This window comes from Streptomyces sp. NPDC006610, from assembly GCF_040611575.1.
GTDB lineage: Bacteria > Actinomycetota > Actinomycetes > Streptomycetales > Streptomycetaceae > Streptomyces.
In genome coordinates this window covers 148,313-164,963 of the sequence record NZ_JBEXOP010000016.1, presented here as the reverse complement: position 1 = coordinate 164,963, position 16,651 = coordinate 148,313, and the positions used below count along the sequence as shown (strand labels likewise).

General features: G+C 71.1%; 15 protein-coding genes, 1 rRNA gene and 1 riboswitch. Of the genes, 12 read left to right on the top strand and 4 right to left on the bottom strand.

Translation table 11 applies throughout. The features are described from left to right. From rrf to ABZY13_RS16075, 11 genes are all read left to right on the top strand, one after another. Positions 1-95 (top strand): 5S ribosomal RNA (gene rrf, locus ABZY13_RS16125); the annotation flags it as partial. A gap of 109 nt (positions 96-204) precedes the next feature. Then, entirely contained in the window at positions 205-813 is a 609-nt protein-coding gene (locus tag ABZY13_RS16120) for a CDP-alcohol phosphatidyltransferase family protein (protein ID WP_356631024.1), read from the top strand. A gap of 117 nt (positions 814-930) precedes the next feature. After that, complete coding sequence (locus ABZY13_RS16115; RefSeq protein ID WP_356631022.1) at positions 931-3,426, top strand: mannose-1-phosphate guanyltransferase; 2,496 nt, start codon at positions 931-933, stop codon at positions 3,424-3,426. 114 nt (positions 3,427-3,540) lie between these two features. Then, entirely contained in the window at positions 3,541-4,467 is a 927-nt protein-coding gene (locus tag ABZY13_RS16110) for a DUF881 domain-containing protein (RefSeq protein ID WP_356631020.1), read from the top strand. Then, on the top strand, positions 4,464-4,796 hold the full coding sequence (locus ABZY13_RS16105; protein ID WP_003977440.1) for a small basic family protein: 333 nt from the start codon (positions 4,464-4,466) through the stop codon (positions 4,794-4,796). Before ABZY13_RS16110 ends, ABZY13_RS16105 begins: the two co-directional genes overlap by 4 nt. A gap of 5 nt (positions 4,797-4,801) precedes the next feature. Then, complete coding sequence (locus ABZY13_RS16100; RefSeq protein ID WP_356631018.1) at positions 4,802-5,641, top strand: DUF881 domain-containing protein; 840 nt, start codon at positions 4,802-4,804, stop codon at positions 5,639-5,641. A gap of 82 nt (positions 5,642-5,723) precedes the next feature. Next, on the top strand, positions 5,724-6,590 hold the full coding sequence (locus tag ABZY13_RS16095) for an FHA domain-containing protein (RefSeq protein WP_356631042.1): 867 nt from the start codon (positions 5,724-5,726) through the stop codon (positions 6,588-6,590). A 40-nt stretch (positions 6,591-6,630) separates the two neighbouring features. Then, a complete protein-coding gene (locus ABZY13_RS16090) occupies positions 6,631-7,368 on the top strand; it encodes a MerR family transcriptional regulator (RefSeq protein WP_356631016.1) in 738 nt (245 codons plus the stop codon). A 105-nt stretch (positions 7,369-7,473) separates the two neighbouring features. Then, positions 7,474-7,947 carry a bifunctional nuclease family protein gene (locus ABZY13_RS16085; RefSeq protein WP_356631014.1) on the top strand — a complete coding sequence of 158 codons (474 nt, stop codon included), beginning with the start codon at positions 7,474-7,476 and terminating at the stop codon, positions 7,945-7,947. Between the two features lie 217 nt (positions 7,948-8,164). Next, positions 8,165-8,812, top strand: a complete 648-nt coding sequence (locus ABZY13_RS16080; RefSeq protein WP_356631012.1) for a MerR family transcriptional regulator — start codon at positions 8,165-8,167, stop codon at positions 8,810-8,812. 39 nt (positions 8,813-8,851) lie between these two features. Next, complete coding sequence (locus ABZY13_RS16075) at positions 8,852-10,273, top strand: DNA polymerase IV (protein WP_356631010.1); 1,422 nt, start codon at positions 8,852-8,854, stop codon at positions 10,271-10,273. Here the strand turns inward: ABZY13_RS16075 and ABZY13_RS16070 are convergent. Beyond that, positions 10,195-10,566, bottom strand: coding sequence for a PRC-barrel domain-containing protein (locus ABZY13_RS16070; RefSeq protein ID WP_356631008.1), 372 nt, complete (start codon positions 10,564-10,566; stop codon positions 10,195-10,197). The two genes, ABZY13_RS16075 and ABZY13_RS16070, sit on opposite strands and share 79 nt — an antisense overlap. Positions 10,567-10,680: 114 nt before the next feature. Next, a riboswitch (glycine riboswitch) is annotated at positions 10,681-10,776 on the top strand. Positions 10,777-10,953: 177 nt separating this feature from the next. Here ABZY13_RS16070 and gcvP point away from each other — a divergent pair. After that, a complete protein-coding gene (gcvP, locus tag ABZY13_RS16065) occupies positions 10,954-13,839 on the top strand; it encodes an aminomethyl-transferring glycine dehydrogenase (RefSeq protein WP_356631006.1) in 2,886 nt (961 codons plus the stop codon). Between the two features lie 25 nt (positions 13,840-13,864). On the opposite strand, the gene ABZY13_RS16060 is transcribed toward gcvP, so the two are convergent. Genes ABZY13_RS16060 through modA form a run of 3 tightly spaced genes read right to left on the bottom strand, consistent with a single transcriptional unit; the run spans position 13,865 to position 16,508 of the window. Next, positions 13,865-14,938 (bottom strand): ABC transporter ATP-binding protein, encoded by a 1,074-nt coding sequence (locus ABZY13_RS16060; protein WP_356631004.1) that lies wholly within the window; start codon positions 14,936-14,938, stop codon positions 13,865-13,867. Next, entirely contained in the window at positions 14,935-15,717 is a 783-nt protein-coding gene (gene modB, locus ABZY13_RS16055) for a molybdate ABC transporter permease subunit (RefSeq protein ID WP_356631002.1), read from the bottom strand. Before modB ends, ABZY13_RS16060 begins: the two co-directional genes overlap by 4 nt. Continuing rightward, the gene (gene modA / locus ABZY13_RS16050) at positions 15,714-16,508 is read right to left on the bottom strand and encodes a molybdate ABC transporter substrate-binding protein (protein ID WP_356631000.1); all 795 of its coding nucleotides are present in this window, start codon (positions 16,506-16,508) and stop codon (positions 15,714-15,716) included. Before modA ends, modB begins: the two co-directional genes overlap by 4 nt. Between the last annotated feature and the right edge of the window lie 143 nt (positions 16,509-16,651).

Here is a 16,651-nt window from a genome sequence, read left to right as displayed (position 1 = left end):
AAACGCCCGGTTACATTCCGAACCCGGAAGCTAAGCCTTACAGCGCCGATGGTACTGCAGGGGGGACCCTGTGGGAGAGTAGGACGCCGCCGAACTCCTTTTGGAGCTCCGGCTCTTGGGCAGACAGCCCAAGAGCCGGAGCTTTTTTGCGTTGAGGTAAGGTCAGGGGGCATCGTTGGCTCGTTTCCGACAGGAGGCCCCCGGTTGGAGGTCCAGGAGACCCGCGTCCAGACGGACCGGGTGCTCACCATCCCGAACATCCTCAGCATGGCTCGACTCGTCGGCGTGCCCCTCTTCCTGTGGCTGATCCTGCGGCCCGAGTTCGGAGGCCCGAAGAGCGACGGCTGGGCGCTGTTGGTGCTGGCCTTCAGCGGGATCAGCGACTACCTGGACGGAAAACTCGCGCGGCGCTGGAACCAGATCAGCAGCCTCGGCCGGCTGCTGGACCCGGCCGCGGACCGGCTCTACATTCTCTCGACGCTGGTCGGACTCACCTGGCGGGAGATTCTCCCGCTCTGGCTCACCGCCGTCCTGCTGGCGCGCGAGCTGGTCCTGCTGGTGATGGTGGGCATCCTCAGACGCCATGGCTATCCCCCGCCGCAGGTGAACTTCCTGGGGAAGGCGGCCACCTTCAACCTGATGTATGCCTTCCCGTTGCTCCTGCTCAGTGACGGAACAGGATGGATCGCGTCACTCGCTGCTATTTTCGGATGGGCGTTCGCCGGATGGGGTACAACCCTGTATTGGTGGGCAGGAGTCCTCTACGTGGTGCAGGTCCGCCGTATCGTTCGCGCGGGCGCCACGGCCGACTGAACTCGCCGCAGAGACGCAGCGCCTGAGCCTGCGATGGCCCGCCGGCGAAAAGTGCGGGACAATTCGGACGGGTGAAGTCGGCTAGACCGTCGTCTGTTAGAGGAGGACGCTTCCGACATGAAGGCCGTCGTGATGGCCGGCGGCGAAGGCACACGCCTTCGCCCCATGACCTCAAGCATGCCCAAGCCGCTCCTGCCGGTCGCCAACCGGCCGATCATGGAGCACGTTCTGCGGCTGCTCAAAAGGCATGGGCTCAACGAAACCGTCGTGACTGTGCAGTTCCTTGCCTCACTGGTCAAGAACTACTTCGGTGACGGGGAAGAGCTCGGAATGGAGCTCACCTATGCCAACGAGGAGAAGCCACTCGGTACCGCCGGAAGCGTCAAGAACGCCGAAGAGGCGTTGAAGGACGACACTTTCCTTGTCATCTCCGGCGATGCCCTGACCGACTTCGACCTCACCGAGCTGATCAACTTCCACAAGGAAAAGGGCGCGCTGGTCACCGTCTGCCTGACGCGCGTGCCCAACCCTCTGGAGTTCGGCATCACCATCGTCGACGAAGAGGGCAAGGTCGAGCGGTTCCTGGAGAAGCCCACCTGGGGGCAGGTGTTCTCGGACACCGTGAACACCGGCATCTACGTGATGGAGCCCGAGGTCTTCAACTACGTCGAGGCCGACGTGCCCGTCGACTGGTCCGGTGATGTCTTCCCCCAGCTCATGAAGGAGGGCAAGCCGGTCTACGGCTATGTCGCCGAGGGCTACTGGGAGGACGTCGGCACGCACGAGAGCTACGTCAAGGCGCAGGCCGACGTTCTCGAGGGCAAGGTCGACGTGGAGATCGACGGATTCGAGATCTCCCCGGGAGTCTGGGTGGCCGAGGGGGCCGAGGTGCACCCCGATGCCGTACTGCGCGGGCCGCTGTACATCGGCGACTACGCCAAGGTCGAGGCCGGCGCGGAGATCCGCGAGCACACCGTCGTAGGCTCCAACGTCGTCGTCAAGACCGGCGCCTTCCTGCACAAGGCCGTGGTGCACGACAACGTCTACGTCGGGCAGCACAGCAACCTGCGAGGCTGCGTCGTCGGCAAGAACACCGACATCATGCGCGCGGCCCGCATCGAGGACGGCGCGGTCATCGGCGACGAGTGCCTGATCGGTGAAGAATCGATCGTGCAGGGCAATGTGCGCGTCTACCCGTTCAAGACCATCGAGGCCGGCGCGTTCGTCAACACCTCGGTGATCTGGGAGTCGCGCGGCCAGGCGCATCTGTTCGGAGCCCGTGGCGTCTCCGGCATCCTGAACGTCGAGATCACGCCCGAGCTCGCGGTGCGGCTCGCCGGCGCCTACGCGACGACCCTGAAGAAGGGGTCCACCGTCACCACAGCCCGCGACCACTCCCGTGGTGCGCGTGCGCTCAAGCGGGCCGTGATCTCCGCCCTTCAGGCCAGCGCCATCGAAGTGCGGGACCTGGAGAACGTACCGCTGCCGGTGGCGCGGCAGCAGACGGCTCGGGGCAGCGCCGGCGGCATCATGATCCGCACCTCGCCCGGAGTGCCGGACTCCGTGGACATCATGTTCTTCGACTCCCAGGGCGCCGATCTGTCGCAGGCCAGCCAGCGGAAGCTGGACCGGGTCTTCGCGCGGCAGGAGTACCGGCGTGCCTTCCCGGGCGAGATCGGGGACCTGCACTTCCCGGCGAGCGTCTTCGACTCCTACACCGGGTCGTTGCTGCGCAACGTCGACACGACCGGGATCGCCGAGTCCGGGCTGAAGGTCGTCGTGGACGCGTCCAACGGCAGCGCGGGTCTGGTGCTGCCCAGCCTGCTCGGGAAGCTGGGCGTCGACTCGCTGACGATCAACCCCGGGCTGGACGAGTCGAGACCGACGGAGACGGCGGACGCCCGGCGGTCGGGGTTGGTGCGGCTGGGAGAGATCGTGGCGTCCGCGCGGGCGGCGTTCGGGGTGCGGTTCGACCCCGTCGGCGAGCGGCTGTCGCTGGTGGACGAGAAGGGCCGGATCGTCGAGGACGACCGGGCACTGCTCGTCATGCTCGACCTGGTCGCCGCCGAGCGGCGCAGCGGACGGGTGGCGCTGCCGGTGACGACGACCCGCATCGCCGAGCAGGTCGCCGCGTACCACGGAACGCAGGTCGAGTGGACCACCACCTCGCCGGACGACCTGACCAGGGTCGGCCGGGACGAGACGACCATCTTCGGCGGCGACGGCAAGGGCGGATTCATCGTCCCCGAGTTCAGCAGCGTCTTCGACGGCACGGCGGCCTTCGTACGGCTGATCGGGCTGGTGGCGCGGACGCAGCTCACCCTCAGCCAGATCGACGCGCGGATCCCGCGGGCGCACGTGCTCAAGCGGGATCTGGCGACCCCCTGGGCCGTCAAGGGACTCGTCATGCGCCGGGTGGTCGAGGCGGCCGGAGACCGACAGGTGGACACCACGGACGGGGTGCGCGTGGTGGAGGCCGACGGGCGCTGGGTGATGGTGCTGCCCGACCCTGCCGAAGCCGTCACCCATCTGTGGGCCGAGGGCCCGGACGACGCCTCCGCACAGGCGCTGCTCGACGAGTGGGCGGCGGTCGTGGACAGCGCGGGGCGGTAGGCCCCGGTAGGAGACAAGGCGCCCCACGCGCGCGTGCCGGACAAGTGTCCCCAAGGGGGGCCTGTCCGGCACGCCGGTGGGGCCATTCGGAGGTAGCGGTCACCTCGTGCGACGATGTGCGGCATGCCGCAGCAGCCCCCCGTTCGGAGCACTCCCAGGTCTGCCGCGCGTCCGGACGCGTCCATGTCACTGCTCACCAACGTCATGGACCACAGCCTCGACGACGGGTACGCGCAGGCCGCGGCCCGGAAGCAGGCCGCCGGCGTCGGCGGCGTGCCGAAGACGCTGAGGGCCCGGCTCGGGCTGGCCGCCGGCCTGGTCCTCGCGGCTCTCGTGGTGACCCTGGGCGCGGCGCAGGCCCGCGTGGACGCGCCGGTCGTGGCCAAGGAGCGGGAGGAGCTCATCGACCGCATCGGACGGGAGACCGACGCCGCGGACGAGCTGGAGCAGGACGTCGACGCGCTGCGCGCCGATGTGAACGCCCGCCAGCGTGAGGCCCTGCGGGACAGCGGCGGCGGCGCCCAGGCGGACCTGGTCGGCCTGCTGGCCGGGGCGACCGAGGTGCACGGCCCCGGGGTGCGGCTGGTGGTGAACGACGCCAAGGAGGCCACCGGCGGCGGAGACGACGACCCGCGCGGGACCACCGGTTTCTCCGACACGGGGCGAGTGCGCGACCGGGATCTGCAGCGGGTGGTCAACGGGCTGTGGGAGTCCGGCGCCGAGGCCGTCGCGATCAACGGGCAGCGGCTTACGGCGCTGTCGGCGATCAGGGCCGCCGGCGACGCCATACTGGTCGACAACAGGCCGCTGGTGCCGCCGTACACGGTTCTCGCGGTGGGGGACGGCGAGCGGCTGAGCGCCGCGTTCCAGAACAGTGCGGACGGGCTGTACCTGCATGCGCTGCAGGAGAACTTCGGGATCAGGACCGGCATCTCCGCGGAGGACGACCTCCGGCTGCCCGCCGCGCCCAGGATGATCGTCCGCACAGCACAGCCGATATCGGAAACAGCACAGCAGAGAAGTGAGAAGGGCACATCGTGATCGCCGTACTGGGCCTCGTCGTGGGTGTCGTGGCCGGCCTGCTGGTCCGGCCCGAGGTGCCGGCGGCCGTAGAGCCTTATCTGCCGATCGCCGTCGTCGCGGCGCTGGACGCGGTCTTCGGCGGGCTGCGGGCGATGCTCGACGGGATCTTCGACGACAAGGTGTTCGTGGTGTCGTTCCTGTCGAACGTGGTCGTCGCCGCGCTGATCGTGTTCCTCGGCGACAAGCTGGGCGTCGGCGCGCAGCTGTCCACCGGCGTCGTGGTGGTCCTCGGCATCCGCATCTTCTCCAACGCCGCGGCCATCCGGCGCCACGTCTTCCGGGCGTGAGGCCGATGAGCAACCAGGAAGAGACCAACGGCAAGCGTCCGCCGCTGCGCGAGGAACTGCCTCCCGAGGTGCCCGCCGCGGCCCCGGCCGAGGACGGCACCGGGCCGACCCCCGGACCGGCGCCGACGGGACGGCAGCGGCTGATCGACGGGTTGTGGCCGCCGCGGGTGACACGCGCCCAGCTGATCGTCGCCCTGCTCCTGTTCGGCCTCGGCTTCGGCCTGGCCGTGCAGGTGGCCTCGAACAGCGAGGGCGACAGCGTCCTCAGCGGGGCGCGGCAGGAGGATCTCGTTCGCATCCTCGATGAACTCGACGACCGCACACAGCGTCTTGAGGACGAGAAGCAGGGTCTCGAACAGCAGCGGGAGGAGCTGGAGAACAGCTCCAACCAGGCGGAGGAGGCCCGGAGGCAGACGCAGGAGAAGGAACGGCAGCTGGGCATCCTCGCGGGCACGGTGGCGGCCCAGGGGCCGGGCATCACGATGACGATCACCGACACGAAGGGGACGGTCGAGGCGGACATGCTGCTCGACGCGATCCAGGAGCTGCGCGCCGCCGGCGCGGAGGCGATCCAGGTGAACGGCGTGCGCGTGGTCGCCGGCACCTACCTCGCGGACGCGCGCGGGAGCGTGACCGTCGACGGGAACAAGATCAACACCCCGTATCGTTTCAAGGTCATCGGCAAGCCGCAGGATCTGGAACCGGCGCTCAACATCCCGGGAGGCGTGGTGCAGACGCTCGAGAAGGAGCAGGCCACCGTTAGTGTGGAGCGGTCGGACAAGATCGTCGTGGACGCCTTGCGAGCGGTGAAGCGACCTGACTACGCTCGGTCGTCCTCCCAGTGAACCGGGGGTGCATGGCGGACGTCCGGCGAGGGCATGAGGTTGCGGGGGGTCGACGCACCGATCGGGTGGTGCGTGGTGGAAACTGTCTGGTGGATACGGACGTTGTGAGGATGTCCGGGTCGGCCAGTGTGTGCAATCAGGGTTCGTCCTGCCCCACGGGCGGGTCTGTTTCGGTCAAGGGGAATCGCCCGTGAAGTTGTTTGCGAAGTTGTTCGGCAAGAGCACGCGAGAGGGCAGCGGCAACGCCACCGCCCGTCATCGTGCGCAGCCCGACGCGGAAGGCCAGCGCCCGCTGTTCCGGGACCAGGTGGCCGGTCCGGGCGGTGACGGCCCCGGCGCGTCGTCCGTTGACCCTGCCCAGGCCGGCGGCATAGGTTTCGGCCAACCGTCGAGTACGGGTGGAGGGTTTTCCATGCCGGCGCTGGTGTGTACGAGGTGCGGTAACCGGAACCCGGAGACGAGCCGCTTCTGCTCCAACTGCGGTGCGCCGCTGCGTGCCGGAGCTGCCGCCGAGCGCCCCTCCGAGACGACTTCCACGATCTCCATCAGCGGTCTCGAGGCCTACGACGCCGAGGCCACCGGCCAGACGCCGATGCCGACGCTCTCCGCCGAGGCGCAGGCCGCGGTGGACGCGCTGCCGCTGGGCTCCGCGCTGCTGGTGGTGCGCCGCGGCCCGAACTCGGGCAGTCGTTTCCTGCTGGACAGCGACCTGACCACGGCGGGCCGTCACCCGCAGAGCGACATCTTCCTGGACGACGTCACGGTCTCGCGGCGGCACGTGGAGTTCCGGCGCGGTCCGGACGGTTCGTTCACGGTGGCCGACGTGGGCAGTCTGAACGGTACCTACGTCAACCGCGAGCGGATCGACCAGGTCGCCCTGTCGAACGGTGACGAGGTGCAGATCGGCAAGTACCGGCTGGTGTTCTACGCGAGCCGACAGGGCATCTGACCCTCCCCGGACGCTTGTCCGGGGGGAACAGGGAAGGTCCATGCGTCACTCACCGAGCGGCGGCGCCGGGCACGGCGCCGCCGCCGCGGACAGCGGGCTGATGAGTATCGGCACGGTGTTGAACGTGCTGCGCGAGGAGTTCCCGGAAGTCACCATCTCGAAGATCCGCTTCCTTGAATCGGAGGGGCTGATCGAGCCGCAGCGGACCCCGTCCGGGTATCGCAAGTTCAGCGCCGGCGACGTCGAGCGGCTCGGGCATGTGCTGAGGATGCAGCGGGACCACTATCTGCCGCTCAAGGTGATCCGCGAGCAGCTCGAGGCGCTGGAGCGCGGTGAGGACGTACGGCTGCCCGTGGTGGGGCGGCAGCGGGACGCCGACGGTGCGCCGGAGGCTTTCGACGGGCCGACGGCGGCGCGCATCGGGCGGGCCGAGCTGCTGGCCGCCGCCGGGATCGACGAGCGGGAACTGGCCGAGTGGGAGTCGTACGGGCTGATCGCCCCGCTGGCCGAGGGCGTGTACGACGCGGAGGCGGCGACCGTGGCGGCGCTCGTCGCCGAGCTGGGCCGGTTCGGGATCGAGCCGCGGCACCTGCGGGTGATGAAGGCCGCCGCCGACCGCGAGGCGGGGCTGGTGGACCAGGTCGTGGCCCCGCTCCGGCGGCACCGCAACCCGCAGACGAGGGCGCACGCGGAAGCGCGGGCCAAGGAGCTGGCGGGCCTGACGGTGAAGCTGCACGCGGCGCTGGTGCAGACGGCACTGGGCGTACGGCTGCCCTGACCGGAGCCGGATTCCGGGGGCGCCGGACGGGGCGCCACCGGTCGCGAGGGGCTCTTGACCCGGCCCGACTACCCAAACGTCCCGGGCACGGCCTAGGGTTGCTGTGTGAACGAGCTCGATGTCGTAGGTGTCCGGGTGGAAATGCCCTCCAACCAACCGATCGTGCTCCTGCGCGAAGTGGCAGGTGACCGTTACCTCCCCATCTGGATCGGTCCGGGGGAGGCGACGGCGATCGCCTTCGCCCAGCAGGGCATGGCCCCCGCGCGACCGCTGACCCACGACCTGTTCAAGGACGTGCTGGAGGCCGTCGGCCAGGAGCTCACCGAAGTGCGCATCACGGACCTGCGTGAAGGCGTCTTCTACGCGGAGCTGGTCTTCGCCAGCGGCGTGGAGGTGAGCGCCCGCCCCTCCGATGCCATAGCGCTCGCCCTGCGCACCGGCACGCCGATCTACGGCAGTGACGGGGTGCTGGACGACGCGGGGATCGCGATTCCGGACGAGCAGGAGGACGAGGTGGAGAAGTTCCGCGAGTTCCTCGACCAGATCTCGCCCGAGGACTTCGGCACCAGCAACCAGTGAGACGGTCCGCCGGGCGGCTTCCGCCCGGCAATTGCCGGGGGCGAGTGAGAGCGTCCTGCGGCCCCCCGTCTGCGCATTCGGCTAGCCTTTCCCCGCGGTGGGGTGCGGGAAACCACTCCTAGGGTGATTATCACTCGGCGTGCCGAGTGTGGCGATCGTTGACGCACCCTTGGTGACTGCCTACCGTCGAGAAGGCAGGTCAAGGACGGAGGTCGGCGTGAGAAGCAGCGGCGACGGTACGGCTGGGGGTGCCCCCGGACGCGGTCTGGGGGAGAGCGGACCGTACCCGCTTCACGGCAGGACGGCCGATCACGCTGTGCAGCGACCGACGGCCGTTCCCGGCGGCGGAGGGGCGGCGCCCATGGCGTCCGAACAGATCGGCTACCGCGGGCCCACGGCCTGCGCGGCCGCCGGCATCACCTATCGGCAGCTCGACTACTGGGCCCGCACCGGCCTGGTCGAGCCGAGTGTGCGGCCCGCCCACGGGTCCGGCACGCAGCGTCTGTACAGCTTCCGGGACGTTGTCGTCCTGAAGATCGTCAAGCGGTTCCTGGACACCGGGGTGTCGCTGCAGAACATCCGCACGGCCGTGCAGCACCTCAGAGAACGCGGTTTCCGCGACCTGGAGCGGATGACGCTGATGAGCGACGGCGCCACCGTCTACGAGTGCACCTCCCCGGACGAGGTCCACGCGCTGCTCCAGGGCGGTCAGGGCATCTTCGGGATCGCGGTCGGGGTCGTGTGGCGGGACGTGGAGAACGCGCTGTCCCAGCTGCACGGCGAGCGCGTCGACACCGGCGAGACCCTCGTCGGCGCCAACCCCGCCGACGAGCTGGCGCGGCGGCGGAGCAACCGCGCCGTCTGAGGGCCCCGATTGTCAGTGGCGTGGGGCAGCATCGAAGATGTGAGAGCCGCGCCGACGATCCTGCACCTCGACATGGACGCCTTCTTCGCCTCGGTGGAGCAGGCGTCCAAGCCGAGCCTGCGCGGGAAGGCCGTCATCGTGGGCGGACTCGGTCCCCGCGGTGTGGTGGCGACGGCGTCGTACGAGGCCCGGGTCTTCGGGGTGCACTCGGCGATGCCGATGGCACAGGCCCGCCGGCTGGCGCCCAACGCCGCCTATCTGGTGCCCCGCTTCGCGGTGTACCGGTCGATCAGCGATCAGGTGATGGCGCTGCTGCGGGAGCTGTCGCCGCTGGTGGAGCCGCTCAGCCTGGACGAGGCGTTCGTGGACCTGGAGGCCGGGGGAGCCGCCCGGGACGCGGGGTCGGCGTGGGTCGCGGGCGAGAAGCTGCGGGCGGACATCCGCGCCGTCACCGGACTGACCGGTTCGGTCGGGCTCGCCGCCTCCAAGATGCTCGCGAAGATCGCCTCGGAGCGCGCCAAACCCGACGGGCTGGAGCTGATCGAGCCGGGCACCGAGCGGGCGCTGCTCGGACCGATGCCGGTGCGGACGCTCCCCGGAGTGGGCCCCGCGACGGGGGACCATCTGCGGAGGGCCGGGATCACCACGGTCGGGGAACTGGCCGAGGCCGGCGAGGACGAACTCGTCCGGCTGGTCGGCAAGGCACACGGGCACGCGCTGTACGCCATGGCGCTGGCGCGCGACGAGCGGCCCGTGGTGGCCGAGCGGGAGACGAAGTCGGTGTCCGTGGAGGACACCTACGACGTGGACATCCACGACCGGCTCCGGGTGGGGCTGGAGGTGCAGCGGCTGGCGGACCGGTGCGTGCGGCGGCTGCGGGGCGCGGGGCTGTCGGGGCGGACGATCGTGCTCAAGGTGCGCCGGTACGACTTCTCCACGCTGACCCGGTCCGAGACGCTGCGTGGCCCCACGGACGATCCGGCGGTGGTGCGGGAGGCTGCGGCGCGGCTGCTGGACTCGGTGGACACGACGGGCGGCGTGCGGCTGCTGGGCGTGGGGGTCAGCGGCCTCGCCGACTACACGCAGGAGGACCTGTTCGCGCAGGCCGCGGGGCCCCTGGCGGACGTGCCGGACGAGGACGCGGTGCCGGAACCGGAACAGGGCGTCGCCGAGCCGGCCGAGCGGCGCTGGCCCGCCGGGCACGACGTGCGGCACGCCGAGCACGGGCACGGCTGGGTGCAGGGCAGTGGACTGGGCCGGGTGACCGTGCGGTTCGAGACGCCCGGCTCGGAGCCGGGGCGGGTGCGGACCTTCCGTACTGACGACCCCGCGCTGGAGCCGGCGGATCCGCTGCCGCTCGTGCCGCGAAGACCCGAGGCAGGTCAGGAGTCGTCGGAGCCGGCGAGTCTGCCGAAGTCGTGGTCCGGGAGCGGGGGAGGGGCGGCCACGTCGAGTCCGTAGTGGTGGTAGAGCCGCAGCTCCTGTTCCGGGGACAGGTGCCGGCCGACGCCGAGGTCGGGAGCCCTCCTGATCAGGGCGCGGTCGTAGGGGACGTGCAGGCTGCCGTCGATCAGTTCGCTGGGCTCCAGCGGGACGAACGCGTCGCGGCTGAACAGGCCGGTGCGTATGGCCGCCCACTCCGGTTCGCCGGTGGCGTCGTCGAGGTACACCTCGTCGATCGTGCCGATCCTGGCGCCGGTGCGGTCGAACGCCTTGCGGCCGATCAGGTTGCGCGGATCGATGTCGGTCTGCACGGTCCCTCCTCATGGTCGCAACTCGTTCGTCAGCACTACGAAAGAGCACATTGGGGAAGGCGGCCACTCGAGGGACCCCGCGCCGGGCTCGCTGGTAGTCTGGCAAGTGGCTGGCGACCCCGTGCGGGAGAGTCCTCCGACCACCGTCGGAGGCGCCGAAGGAGCAAATCCTCCCCGGAATCTCTCAGGCCCCCGTACCGCACGGACGAGGTCACTCTGGAAAGCAGGACAGGCGCCGCCGGCGTCCGTCCTCACCGACGGTGAAAGCCGGACGTCCTCGGGCGGCCCGGTGAAGCTCTCAGGTCGAGATGACAGAGGGGGAGGCCGTCGGGGTACCCGTGCCGGGGTGCCCCCCGAAGGTCGCGTCAGACCAGGAGGCCTCCGCAGATGACCGCCCACCGCACCCCGCTCGCCGAGCTCGAACAGGGCATCCCCTTCGAACAGCGCCACATCGGGCCCGACCAGGAGGCCAGGGCGAAGATGCTCGCCCAGGTCGGCTACGGCTCCCTGGACGAACTGACCGCCGCCGCCGTCCCGGACGTGATCAAGAACGCCGACCGGCTGGAACTGCCGGACGCCCGCACCGAGGCCGAGGTGCTCGCCGAGCTGCGTGCGCTCGCCGACCGCAACCAGGTCCTGGGCTCCATGATCGGCCTCGGCTACTACGGCACCTTCACCCCGCCGGTGATCCTGCGCAACGTCATGGAGAACCCCGCCTGGTACACGGCGTACACGCCCTACCAGCCCGAGATCTCCCAGGGGCGGCTCGAGGCGCTGCTGAACTTCCAGACGATGGTCGCCGACCTCACCGGTCTGCCCACCTCCGGCGCCTCGCTGCTCGACGAGGGCACGGCCGCTGCCGAGGCCGTCGCGCTGTCCCGGCGCATGGGGCGGAACAAGAAGGGCCTCTACCTCGTCGACGCGGACGTGCTGCCGCAGACCGTCGCGGTGATCCGGACCCGCTGCGAGCCGGTCGGCGTCGAAGTCGTCGTCGCCGACCTGAGCCAGGGCATCCCCGCCGAGATCGCCGAGCGGGAGATCAACGGCGTCCTCCTCCAGTACCCGGGCGCCTCCGGGGCCGTACGCGACCTCAAGCCCGTCATCGACCAGGCGCACGACCTGGGCGCGCTGGTCACCGTCGCCGCCGACCTGCTGGCGCTGACGCTGCTGAAGTCGCCGGGCGAACTGGGCGCGGACATCGCGGTCGGCACCACGCAGCGCTTCGGCGTGCCCATGGGCTTCGGCGGGCCGCACGCCGGCTACATGGCGGTGCGCGAGCAGTTCGCCCGCAGCCTGCCCGGCCGTCTGGTCGGCGTGTCCGTCGACGCCGACGGCAACCGCGCCTACCGCCTCGCGCTGCAGACGCGTGAGCAGCACATCCGCCGCGAGAAGGCCACCAGCAACATCTGCACCGCCCAGGTGCTGCTCGCCGTGATGGCGGGCATGTACGCCGTCTACCACGGCCCCGAGGGTCTGAAGGGCATCGCCCGGCGCACCCACCGGTACGCCGCCGTCCTGGCGGCCGGGCTCAACGGCGGCGGCGTCGAGGTCGTGCACGGCGCCTACTTCGACACCCTGACCGCCCGAGTCCCCGGCCGTGCCGCCGAGGTCGTAGCCGCCGCGCGCGAGCAGGGCGTCAACCTTCACCTCGCCGACGCCGACCACGTCTCCGTCTCCTGCGACGAGACCACCACCCGGGCCCACCTGAGCGCCGTGTGGAACGCCTTCGGCGTCGAGGGCGACGTCGAGGCGCTGGACGCGGCCACCGAGGACGCGCTGCCGCAGGCGCTGCTGCGCACCGACGCCTACCTGACCCACCCGGTGTTCCAGCAGCACCGCTCCGAGACCGCCATGCTGCGCTACCTGCGCAGGCTCGCCGACCGCGACTACGCGCTCGACCGGGGCATGATCCCGCTGGGCTCCTGCACCATGAAGCTCAACGCCACCACCGAGATGGAGCCGGTCACCTGGCCCGAGTTCGGTCAGTTGCACCCGTTCGCGCCGGCCGAGCAGGCGCAGGGCTACCTCACGCTCATCCGCGAGCTGGAGGAACGTCTCGCCGAGGTCACCGGCTACGACAAGGTGTCGCTGCAGCCCAACGCCGGGTCGCAGGGCGAGCTGGCCGGGCTGCTGGCCGTGCGCGGCTACCACCGCGCCAACGGCGACGAGCAGCGCACCGTCTGCCTGATCCCGTCCTCCGCGCACGGCACCAACGCCGCCAGCGCCGTCATGGCCGGGATGAAGGTCGTCGTCGTCAAGACCGCCGACGACGGCGAGATCGACGTCGAGGACCTGCGGGCCAAGATCGAGCAGCATCGCGACCAGCTGGCGGTGCTCATGATCACCTACCCCTCCACGCACGGCGTGTTCGAGGAGCACGTCGCCGACATCTGCGCCCGGGTGCACGAAGCCGGCGGCCAGGTCTACGTCGACGGCGCCAACCTCAACGCCCTGGTCGGCCTGGCCAAGCCCGGCCACTTCGGCGGCGACGTCTCGCACCTGAACCTGCACAAGACGTTCTGCATCCCGCACGGCGGCGGCGGTCCGGGCGTCGGCCCGGTAGCGGTGCGCGAGCACCTGGCGCCGTACCTGCCGAACCACCCGCTGCAGCCCGAGGCCGGCCCCGCGACCGGCGTCGGCCCGATCTCCGCCGCTCCGTGGGGTTCCGCGGGCATCCTGCCCATCTCCTGGGCGTACGTCCGCCTGATGGGCGGCGAGGGCCTGAAGCGGGCCACGCAGGTGGCCGTCCTCAGCGCCAACTACATCGCCAAGCGTCTTGAGCCGCACTACCCCGTGCTCTACACCGGCCCCGGCGGGCTGGTCGCGCACGAGTGCATCATCGACCTGCGCCCGCTGACGAAGGCGACCGGCGTGAGCGTCGACGACGTCGCCAAGCGGCTGATCGACTACGGCTTCCACGCGCCGACGATGTCGTTCCCGGTGGCCGGCACGCTCATGATCGAGCCCACCGAGTCCGAGGACCTCACCGAGCTGGACCGGTTCTGCGACGCGATGATCGCCATTCGCGCGGAGATCGAGAAGGTCGGCTCGGGCGCGTGGCCGGCCGACGACAACCCGCTGCGCAACGCCCCGCACACCGCGGCGGCGCTGGGCGGGGCGTGGGAGCACGCCTACAGCCGCGAGGAGGCGGTCTTCCCCGGCGGCGTCGTCGCCGCCGACAAGTACTGGCCGCCGGTGCGCCGGATCGACCAGGCCTTCGGCGACCGGAACCTCGTCTGCTCCTGCCCGCCGCTGGACGCCTACGAGGACTGAGAAGGCTGTCGACCGCGGCCGTGGTTCAGGCCGGGTAGGCGTGGGTCTGGGTGGCCTTGACGGCCGCCCAGACCATGGCGCCGGGATGCAGGTCCAGCTCGGCCGCGGCGACCGCGGTGAGGTCGGCGGTGAGCGTGAGCTCGCCGGTCAGGGCCGCGCGGATCTGGTCGCCGTGGGTTTCCAGGCCGCTGACCTCGCAGCGCCACAGGTTGCGGGCGCTGGAGCCGGCGGGCCGGTCGCGGTGGAGGGTGACGGCGGCCGGCGGGAAGGCCACGAAGGCGGGGCCGCGCAGGTCCTCGGTGGTGGTGACGGCGGGGCCGTCCGGGTCGAGGCGGACGGTGTGGCCGTCGGCGGTGCCCCGGTAGAGGTTCAGGCCGACGAGCTGGGCCACGTAGTCGGTGCGCGGCCTGCGGGCGATCGCGGCGGGCGTGCCCTCCTGGACAACGCGGCCGTGCTCGACCACGACCAGCCGGTCGGCCAGCACCATGGCGTCCAGCGGATCATGGGTGACCAGCACGGCGACCGCCTCGAAGCCGACCAGGTGACGGCGGAGCTGGGCGCGCACCTCCAGGCGGGTGCGGGCGTCGAGGGCGGCCAGGGGTTCGTCCAGCAGCAGCAGCCGTGGGCCGGTGGCGAGGGCGCGGGCGAGGGCGACGCGCTGCGCCTGGCCCCCGGACAGCCGGCGGGGCTTGGAGGCGGCGTGCTCGGCGATGCCCATCCGCTCCAGCCAGGCGGCGGCCTGGGCGCGGGCCTCGGCCTTGCCCGCGCCGTGGCAGCGCGGCCCGAAGGCCACGTTGTCGAGGGCGCTCAGATGCGGGAACAGCAGGTAGTCCTGGAAGACGACGCCCACCGGCCGCGACTCGGGCGGTACGCGGTCCAGGTCGGCGCCGTCGAGCCGCAGGTGACCGCCGGTGAGCGGGGTGAGACCGGCCAGCGCCCGCAGCGCGGTGGTCTTGCCGGCGCCGTTGGGGCCGAGGAGGGCGACGACGTCGCCGGGCGCCGCGGTCAGGGCCACGTCCAGGCGGAAGGAGCCGCGGTCGACGACCAGGCGGGCGTCCAGGCCCCGGGTGTGCCGCGGTGTCGTACCTGCGTCGGTCATGGCGTCGTCATCCAGCGGTCGCGCAGGCCAGCCAGGACCGCGATCGAGACGGCCAGCAGGACCAGGCTGAGGGCGATCGCTGCGGCGGGGTCGCTCTGCAGCGCCAGATAGACGGCGAGCGGCATGGTCTGGGTGCGCCCCGGGAAGTTGCCGGCGAAGGTGATCGTCGCCCCGAACTCGCCCAGCGCACGCGCCCACGCCAGCACGGCGCCCGCGGCGACGCCCGGCGCGATCAGCGGCAGGGTGACCCGGCGGAACGCGGTGAAGCGGGAGGCGCCCAGAGTCATGGCCGCCTCCTCGAAGCGCGGGTCGGCGGCCCGCAGGGTGCCCTCGACGCTGATGACGAGGAACGGCATCGCCACGAACGTCTCCGCCAGCACCACGCCCGCCGTGGTGAACGGCAGGGTGATCCCGAACCAGGAGTCCAGCCACTGCCCGACGACGCCGTTGCGGCCGAGGGCGAGCAGCAGGGCCACACCGCCCACCACCGGCGGCAGCACCAGCGGCAGCGTCACCAGGGCCCGCACGAAGCCGCGGCCGGGAAACTCCGTGCGGGCCAGCAGCCACGCCAGCGGAACCCCGACGACCAGGCTCAGGGCGGTCGCCGCGGTCGCGCACAGCAGGGACAGCCGCAGCGCCTCCCACACCCCGGGGCTGGTGAGCTGCTGCGGCAGACCGGACCAGGGCGTCCGCACGAGCAGCGCGATCAGCGGCAGGACCAGGAAGGCCAGGCCGAGCAGGGCCGGCAGGAGCAGGGCGAGCGGCACTCGGCGCGTCATGGGGCGAGGAATCCGGCCCGCGTCAGCACCTGACGCCCTTCCTCGGACCTGACCAGGTCGATGAACGCCTCGGCGGCCCGGGCGTTGGGGGCGTCCTTGAGGAGGGCGATCGGATAGTCGTTGACCGCCTTCGACGACTCGGGGAACTCCACGCCCTCCACCTTGTCACCGGCGGCCCGCACGTCCGTCCGGTACACGAGCGCGGCGTCGGCCTCCTTCAGTTCGACCTTGGTCAGCGCGCTCTTGACGTCCTGCTCGTAGGACACCGGCGTCAGCCGCACACCGCCGGCGTCCAGCGCGGTCCGCGCGGCGGCGCCGCAGGGGACGCTGCGATCGCACAGGACGACCTTGAGGCCCGGTTCGGCGAGGTCGTCGAGGGAGGCGATGCCGTCCGGATTGCCCGGCAGGGTGGCGATCTCCAGCCGGTTGCGGACGAAGGTGACCGGTTCGCCCGATGCGCCGCCGGAGTCCGTGACGATCTTCATGGTCTTGGGGCTGGCGGAGGCGAAGACGTCGGCCGGGGCGCCGCCGGTGATGCTCGCGGCGAGGCTGTCGCTGCCGCCGAAGCTGAAGCCGACCTCCGTGCCGGGGTACCGCTTCTCGAAGCGCTCGCCGAGGGCCTCGAAGCTCTCCTCCAGGGAGGCGGCCGCGAAGACGGTGACCCTGCCGGAGACCTTCCCGGAGGCGCCGTCGGAGCCGGTGCCGGACGTGCTGTCGGAGGAGTCGGAGCAGGCGGTGACGGCGGAGAGCGCGGTGACGGCCACCAGCACGGCGGCTGCGGTGCGGATCATCACGGGTGACTCCCTCGGTCTCCGGGCGGGAAGAGGGCACGCGCTCTCTTCATACGGGGATCATACAGACGCAGATGCCAGGCTGAAGCGCATATTGGTTGGCACGCGCTGGGGGAGACGGTGTGGTCGCAGCGCATGTGCGA